The organism is Nocardioides sp., from assembly GCF_041600255.1.
Lineage (GTDB): Bacteria > Actinomycetota > Actinomycetes > Propionibacteriales > Nocardioidaceae > Nocardioides.
On record NZ_JBFIKK010000146.1, the window covers coordinates 1 to 7,477 of the forward strand.

The 7,477-nt window shown below is 73.5% G+C and carries 8 protein-coding genes; 7 read left to right on the forward strand and 1 reads right to left on the reverse strand.

Translation table 11 applies throughout. The features are described from left to right. The first annotated feature begins 319 nt into the window (after positions 1–319). Positions 320–1,024: a hypothetical protein gene (locus ABZE72_RS14450; protein WP_372729735.1), complete on the forward strand. Its 705-nt coding sequence runs from the start codon at positions 320–322 to the stop codon at positions 1,022–1,024. Between the two features lie 147 nt (positions 1,025–1,171). On the opposite strand, the gene ABZE72_RS14455 is transcribed toward ABZE72_RS14450, so the two are convergent. Beyond that, positions 1,172–1,798 (reverse strand): nitroreductase family protein, encoded by a 627-nt coding sequence (locus tag ABZE72_RS14455; protein ID WP_372729736.1) that lies wholly within the window; start codon positions 1,796–1,798, stop codon positions 1,172–1,174. 34 nt (positions 1,799–1,832) lie between these two features. Between ABZE72_RS14455 and ABZE72_RS14460 the strand changes: the two genes are divergently transcribed. From ABZE72_RS14460 to ABZE72_RS14485, 6 genes are all read left to right on the forward strand, one after another. Then, entirely contained in the window at positions 1,833–3,053 is a 1,221-nt protein-coding gene (locus ABZE72_RS14460) for an allantoate amidohydrolase (protein ID WP_372729737.1), read from the forward strand. Further along, entirely contained in the window at positions 3,050–4,381 is a 1,332-nt protein-coding gene (locus tag ABZE72_RS14465; protein WP_372729738.1) for a formimidoylglutamate deiminase, read from the forward strand. The genes ABZE72_RS14460 and ABZE72_RS14465 overlap by 4 nt, the downstream gene beginning before the upstream one ends. After that, positions 4,381–5,538: an imidazolonepropionase gene (hutI, locus tag ABZE72_RS14470; RefSeq protein WP_372729739.1), complete on the forward strand. Its 1,158-nt coding sequence runs from the start codon at positions 4,381–4,383 to the stop codon at positions 5,536–5,538. The genes ABZE72_RS14465 and hutI overlap by 1 nt, the downstream gene beginning before the upstream one ends. 163 nt (positions 5,539–5,701) lie before the next feature. Continuing rightward, on the forward strand, positions 5,702–6,592 hold the full coding sequence (locus ABZE72_RS14475; protein ID WP_372729740.1) for a sucrase ferredoxin: 891 nt from the start codon (positions 5,702–5,704) through the stop codon (positions 6,590–6,592). 40 nt (positions 6,593–6,632) lie between these two features. Then, on the forward strand, positions 6,633–6,872 hold the full coding sequence (locus tag ABZE72_RS14480) for a hypothetical protein (protein ID WP_372729741.1): 240 nt from the start codon (positions 6,633–6,635) through the stop codon (positions 6,870–6,872). A gap of 95 nt (positions 6,873–6,967) precedes the next feature. Continuing rightward, positions 6,968–7,477: JmjC domain-containing protein (locus tag ABZE72_RS14485; protein ID WP_372729742.1), on the forward strand; the 510-nt coding region annotated here is incomplete at its 3' end.

Consider the following 7,477-nt stretch of genomic DNA (forward strand, 5'->3'; position numbering starts at 1 on the left):
AACTGGGCATGCGCGGAACCTAGCAGCGCTGAGCCCGGCCCCGGTATGAGGAAGGTCCCACTGAGATGAGGCCCCCGGCTCCGACGGTTCGGCCCGACCTCCCCGGCCCGACCGCCCGGCCCGACCTCCCGGCCCGACCTCCCCGGTCGGTCCGGCGATCTAGACCGGTCACCCCCGAAGTTCGCCCCGTTCGGGGGTTGATTTGCTAGCGTCCTTGTGGGCGGGGGCCAGGAGGGCTGCCCTGACGCGGTGCAGCCGCGGGCAGGGCACGTTTCCCGGGTTCCCGAGCACAGACATCTCGGACTGTGGTGGGGGAGCCATGCACGAAGTGACAGAGGGAACGGTCCACGTCGAGACACTCACCGATGAGGAGCTCAAGGTCCTGATCGGCCAGGCGGGCGTCAGCGTCACGCCGCACCTGGACGCCCTGGCGCCGGGGCAACGCGCCATGGCCGAGGAGGCCGCCTTCCGATCGCTCAGCGCTCGTGGGGTGGCGAGCCGCCCCGACATCCGGGCGGTCGTGACGTTGCGCGAGGCCGCGCGCACCCGGGTCTCGGTCGTACGGACGACTGGCGGCCGGCAGAGTTTCTGGTACGGCCACGTCGTCGATGGCGTGCTGCTCGTCGAGCAGGTGAGCCAGGACGGGATGCACCACTTCGCGCTGGCCGACGCGACCCGCCTGGGCGACCTGCTGGTGCGGGCTGCGGTGCACGACCTGGCGGGCGACGCCTCGGGTCCGGGCGTCACCTGGGCCAACGGCCCCGAGGGCGACGGGCCGCCGTCCGTGGTCGAGCGGCTCGGTGAGCCGTGGATCCGGGCCGACGTGACGCTCTGCCACCCGGCCGATCCCGATCCTGCGCCCCAGGTGCTCTTCACCGGGCCGGGCGGTTGCTGGTGGGCGGACACCGACTGGTGCGCAGGTGCCCCGGTCGCCCGGCCGATGACGGCGGTGGGGCTGCGGTCGAAGCTCCAGCAGTTGGCCGGACCGCTGCGTGAGACGCCGTCGTTCCTGATGGTGCACTGACCGACACATGTCCACGGTCTCGAATCCGAGACCGTGGACGGAGTGGTGCGCTTGCCGTCGCCACCCGGGACCGATGGACTGTCTCCCATGCCTCCCGCCGCGAGCCCCCGGACCGCCGTGTGCTCCGCGGCCGGCGACGGCCGCGTCTCAGCCCGGCACCTGGCTGTCCGGCGTCCACCGTCCCCGGTGCACGACCTCGCTCAGTTCGCGTCGGCGCCGCCGGGACGGCGAACCGGCGTTCCCGGGGTCCTCTGCCCGGTGCCCGATCGTGATCACGCCGATCGGGTCGTGGCTGCCCGGGATGGCGAACTCCACCCGGACGGCCTCCTGCTTCTCGGCCGGGATCCCGAAGAAGCACGAACCGAGCCCCTCGTCCACCGCGGTCTGCAGGATCAGCAGGGAAGCCATCGCGGTGTCCAGGTGCCAGTAGGGCATCGGCCACCGAGCCTCGGCCTCGTCGGACCAGCCCTTGTCCGGCTCGGCGTACCGGCGCAGGTAGGCCGCCTTGCTGGAGCAGGGCACGATCACCACCGGCGCGCGCATCATCCCGCGCAGCCACTGGTCCGGGTCGTCGACGCCGTCGGCGGTGGTGCGCCACCAACGACGCACGTCGTCGGGGGTGTCGAGCACGAGGAAGCCCCACCCCTGGCTGAAGCCCGCGCTCGGCGCGCGGGTCGCGTTGCGCAGGGCGCGGTCCACGATCGCCGGGTCGACCGGGCGGTCGGCGTAGTTGCGGATCATCCTGCGGCGCCGTACGACGTCCTGGAACTCCATGTGCCCGAGTATCGCGTCTGGGAGGGAGGCCCTCGTGCCTGACGACTTCGAACGGATGTGGGCCGACCTCGCGCCGGTCGGCCGGTCGGCCGGCAGCGGTGGCTACTTCCGCCAGCCGTGGACCACCCCCGAGACCGAGCTGCGGCACTGGTTCACCGAGCAGTGCCGAGCGCGCGGCCTGGACGTCGAGACCGACCCTGTGGGCAACCAGGTGGCCTGGTGGAACCCGGTGGCGAGCGACCGGCCGGGCGTGCTCACCGGTTCGCACCTCGACTCGGTCCTCGACGGTGGCGCGTACGACGGACCGCTCGGCGTGGTCTCGGCCCTGGCCGCCCTGGACCGGCTCCGTGAGCGCGGGTTCCTGCCCTCGAGGCCGATCGGGGTCTCGGTCTTCGCCGAGGAGGAGGGATCGCGCTTCGGCCTGGCCTGCCTCGGGTCCCGCCTGGCTGCCGGGGCGCTGCCCTGGGAGCGCGCCCGCGAGCTGCGTGACCGGGACGGCGTCTTCCTGCCCGACGCCCTCGAGGCCGCCGGACTCGGGGTGGCCGACGGGGACGACCTGACCTGGCCGCTGGCCGAGCGGGTGGCGACCTTCGTGGAGCTCCATGTCGAGCAGGGCCGCGACCTCGTCGACCGCGGAGCCGCGGTCGGGGTGGCCAGCGAGATCTGGCCGCACGGGCGGTACCGCTTCGACTTCGCCGGTGAGGCCAACCACGCCGGCACCACCCGGATGGCGGACCGGGTCGACCCGATGCTGACCTACGCGATGACCGCTTTGGCCGCCAACAAGCAGGCCCGGCTGGTCGACCAGCGCGCCACGTTCGGCCGGATCGACGTCGCGCCCAACGGCACCAACGCGATCCCCTCGCGGGTGACCGCGTGGCTGGACGCCCGCTGCTCCACCGACGACGCGCTGGCCGAGCTGGTGCAGCGGATCACCGACCAGGCCGCCGACCGCGCCGACCGGGACGGCACCCGGCTCCAGGTCACCGCGGAGTCGGTCTCCGCCTCGGTGTCCTTCGACCCCGAGCTGGCCCGGATGCTCGCCGCCGACCACGAGGGCGGCGACTGGCCGATCATCGCGACCATGGCCGGCCACGACGCCGGGATCCTCTCGGCCGCCGGCGTCCGGACCGCCATGCTCTTCGTCCGCAACCCCACCGGCGTCTCGCACTCCCCGGCCGAGACGGCGTCGATCGCCGACTGCCTGGTCGGGGTCTCGGCACTGGCCGACTCCCTGGAACGGCTCGCGCGATGAGCGGGCAGGCGTCGTACCTGCTGGACCGGGCGTGGCTGGACGGCCGCGTGCAGGAGGACGTCGTGGTGTCGGTCGCGGACGGCCGGTTCACCCGCGTCGAGGTCGGCGCCGAGCACGCCCGGCTGGAGACCACCCGACTGCGGGGGCTGACCATCCCCGGGTTGGCCAACGCTCACTCGCACGCCTTCCACCGCGCGCTGCGCGGGCGGACCCAGCGCGAGCGCGGCACCTTCTGGACCTGGCGCGAGAAGATGTACGCCGTCGCGTCCCGCCTCGACCCGGATGCCTACTTCGCCCTGGCGGCCGCGACCTATCGGGAGATGGTGGCGGCCGGGATCACCTGTGTCGGGGAGTTCCACTACCTGCACCACCAGCCCGACGGCACGGCGTACGACGAGCCCAACGCGATGGCGCTCGCGCTGGTCGAGGCCGCCCGCGAGGCCGGGATCCGGATCGCCCTGCTGGACACCTGCTACCTCAGCTCGGGGTTCGGCGCGGCGGTGGAGGGAGCCCAGGTCCGCTACAGCGACGGCGACGCCGACGCCTGGGCTGACCGGACCCACCGGCTGCGCGCCCACCAGCGGCCCGGGGTCGTGATCGGGGCGGCCGTCCACTCGGTGCGGGCGGTGCCGCGCGAGCAGCTGCGGACCGTGGTCGCGGCGGCCGCGGGCGTCCCCCTGCACGTCCACCTCTCCGAGCAGCAGGCTGAGAACGACGCCTGCCGCGCGGCGTACGGCGTGAGCCCGACCGAGCTGCTGCACGACGCCGGCGCGCTGGGCCCGGCCACCAGTGCCGTGCACGCCACCCACCTCGGCGAGCACGACGTCCGGCTGCTGGGCGAGAGCGCCACCCGCTCCTGCTTCTGCCCGACGACCGAGCGAGACCTGGGCGACGGGATCGGCCCCAGTCGTGCGCTGCGCGCGGCCGGATCCCCGCTGACCCTGGGGTCGGACAGCCACGCGGTGATCGACCTGTTCGAGGAGATGCGCGCGGTCGAGCTAAACGAACGGCTGGCCACCCAGCAACGGGGGCACTGGACCTCGGGCGAGCTGCTCGACGCGGCGACCTGGGTGGGGCAGGAGAGTCTGGGGTTCGCGGACGCCGGCCGGATCGCGGTCGGCATGCGCGCCGACCTGGTCACCGTGGACACCGGTAGCCCGCGCACCGCCGGAACCGGTGCGGACGAGAACTCCCTGGTCTTCGCGGCCACCGCCCAGGACGTGCTCGAGGTGATGGTCGACGGGGTGGTCGTCGTACGGCAGGGTGACCGTGCCGAGATCGGGCGCGAGCTCGACGAGGCGATCGACACGATCTGGAAGGCGATGTAGTGGTCTCCACCCTGCTCACGCACATCGGCGAGCTGGTCACCAACGACCCCGCCCGCGAGGGGGTCCTCGGGCAGGTCGCCGACGGCGCGCTCGTGATCGAGGGTTCCCGGGTGGCCTGGGTGGGCCCGGCCGCCGAGGCGCCCGACGCGGACGAACGGGTCGACCTCGGCGGCCGCACCGTGCTGCCCGGATTCGTCGACAGCCACAGTCACCTGGTCTTCGCCGGCGACCGGTCGGCCGAGTTCGAGGCCCGGATGGCCGGCGAGAGCTACGCCGCCGGCGGCATCCGGACGACGGTGGCTGCGACCCGAGCCGCGACCGACGAGCAGCTGACCAGCCAGGTGGGCCGGTTGGTCGCCGAGATGCGGCGCCAGGGCACCACCACGGTCGAGATCAAGAGCGGGTACGGCCTGAGCGTTCGCGACGAGGCCCGATCGCTGGCGGTGGCGCGGCAGTTCACCGAGGAGACGACGTTCCTGGGCGCCCACGTGGTGCCCACCGGCACCACGCCCGAGGAGTACGTCGACCTGGTCACCGGGCCGATGCTGGAGGCGGCTGCGCCGTACGCCCGCTGGGTCGACGCGTTCTGCGAGCGCGGGGCCTTCGACGTCGACCAGGCGCGGGCCGTGCTGGTGGCCGGTGCGGCGGTCGGGCTGCGCGGGCGGCTGCACGCCAACCAGCTCGGCCCCGGCCCGGGTGTCCGGCTGGCGGCCGAGCTGGGGCTGGCGGCGGTCGACCACTGCACCTACCTCGAGGACGCGGATGTCGATGCGTTGCGGGACTCGGGCACGATCGCGACCCTGCTGCCCGGGGTGGAGTTCTCCACCCGGCAGCCGTACCCGGATGCCCGCCGGCTGCTCGATGCGGGCGTCCGGGTGGCGCTGGCGAGCGACTGCAACCCCGGCTCGTGCTTCACCAGTTCGCTGCCGTTCTGCATCGCGCTGGCCGTGCGGGAGATGGGGATGACGCCGGCCGAGGCCGTGTGGGCGGCGACCGCGGGTGGAGCGGCGGCGCTGGATCGCGACGACGTGGGTGCGCTGGTGGTGGGCCGGCGGGCCGACCTGATGGTGCTGGACGCGCCGAGCCACGTGCACCTGGCCTACCGCCCCGGCGTACCGCTGGTCTCCGGGGTCTGGGTCGGCGGTCGCCCCACCTGAGCCGGCTCATCGGCTGCTCGGCGCGCCCCCCCATTCCCGCTGCCCCGCCCCGGATTTCCGCTGTAACGCGGTGTTATGGACGCTGAGTGACCCCTCGGCAGCATGTTCAGCGTCAATAACCCCGCGTTACAGCGGATGGGCAGCGCAGTGGTCGAATGGCCCCGTGACCTCGACGACCCCCGACTTCCGGTGCGCGGCGGCGAGCCGCGACGACGAGGAACCGATGCTCGGGTCCGCGCCGACCGACACCGCCTGGCTCTTCGTCGAGTATGCCGGCTCCTGGGGGCGTCAGGCCGTGGCCGAGAGCCGGCTCCCCGAGTCGGTGCGTGACCACCTGGCCGCCGCTGAGGTACGCGTCCAGCTGATCCGGCGCCACGGCGGCGTCACCGGGCCCGGCGTCCGGGTCTTCGCCGCCCGGCTCGGCGCCGAGAACGCCGTGTGGACCACGGTGCTCGACGACGTCGAGGAGCTGCTGGACCTCGACCTCGCCGGCCTCGCCGCCGGAACGCCCCCCGGCCTCACGCCGTACGACGACGCGCTCTGGCTGGTGTGCACCAACGGTCGCCGCGACGTCTGCTGTGCCGCGCTCGGCCGTCCGATCGCCGGCGCCCTCGCCGCGCAGTGGCCGGAGGAGACCTGGGAGACCACGCACCTCGGTGGTCACCGGTTCGCCGGCACCCTGCTGGCGCTGCCGAGCGGGGTGGCCCTGGGCCGGCTCGACGCCGAGAGTGCGACCTCGGCCTGCCGGGAGCTGGGGCGCGGTCGGTTGCCCGACGACCTGACCGTGGTGCGTGGCCGGGCCGGATGGGCGCCGATCGCCCAGGTGGCCGAGATGACGGTCCGTGGTGGGCTCGGCGTACGTGAGCTGGCCGACGTCACCCTGGCCGCCGTGGAGGACGATCGGGTCACCCTCGTCGCCCCCGACGGGGAGCACCGGGTCCAGGTCGCGTCGTCGCCGGGCGTGCCGCGGCGACAGAGCTGTGGAGACCTGGCGACCAAGCCCGGTCAGGTGTACGACGTCCGTGCCTGGGTACGCCCCTCACCGTCACGATGACCAGCGGGTGGGCACCCTGCCCGCGGACACTGGAGGATTGATGACCACGCCCGACGAACCCCTGAACGACGACGACATGACCACGGGTGGTGTCTCCGGCCCGACGCCCGGCGCGGACGCCGACTCCACCGACGCGGACGCCACCGACGGGGACGCCACCGACACCACGGACGGCGACTCGACCGATGCCGACGGCACCGACGGCGGTGACGCGGACGGCACGGACGCCGACGCCACGGACGGCGACGCCAGCGACACGACCGACGGAGACGCGTCCTGAGCGCTCTCGACCTGCTGAGCGGTGACGCCCAGACCTTCCTCGCGAAGGTCTGGGCGTCACGCGTTCACCTGCACCGCACCGACCCCGAACAGCTGGTGGGCCTGCTCTCCCTGGCCGACGCCGACCACCTGCTGACCTCCTCGGCGATCCGGACGCCGAACATCCGGCTGGCCCAGGACGGCGCCGTACTCCCGGAGTCGCGCTACACCAAGGGCGCGACCCTGGCCGGCCGGCCGCTCTCCGGCCTCGTCGACCCCCGCAAGGCGCTGGCGCTCTTCGACGAGGGCGCGACCGTCGTCTTCCAGGGGCTGCATCGCTACTGGCCGGCGATCACTCGGTTGGTCGCCGAGCTGGAGCTCGAGTTGGGGCATCCCTGCCAGGCCAACGCCTACCTGACCCCTCCCGGCTCCCAGGGGTTCGCGGTCCACTCCGACTCCCACGACGTCTTCGTCTTCCAGACGGCGGGCTCCAAGCAGTGGGAGGTGCACACGCCCGACGGGGTCGAGGACGTTCACCTCGAGCCGGGACTCGCGATGTACCTGCCCACCGGCACGCCGCACGCCGCGCGCGCCCAGGACACCGTCTCCCTGCACGTCACGATCGGG

Bases quoted from the DNA above. Each gene is read 5' to 3' on its own strand.
- ABZE72_RS14455 (WP_372729736.1), bottom strand. From the start codon at position 1,798: ATGGAGTTCCAGGACGTCGTACGGCGCCGCAGGATGATCCGCAACTAC.
- ABZE72_RS14480 (WP_372729741.1), top strand. From the start codon at position 6,633: ATGACCACGCCCGACGAACCCCTGAACGACGACGACATGACCACGGGT.
- ABZE72_RS14450 (WP_372729735.1), top strand. From the start codon at position 320: ATGCACGAAGTGACAGAGGGAACGGTCCACGTCGAGACACTCACCGAT.
- ABZE72_RS14465 (WP_372729738.1), top strand. From the start codon at position 3,050: ATGAGCGGGCAGGCGTCGTACCTGCTGGACCGGGCGTGGCTGGACGGC.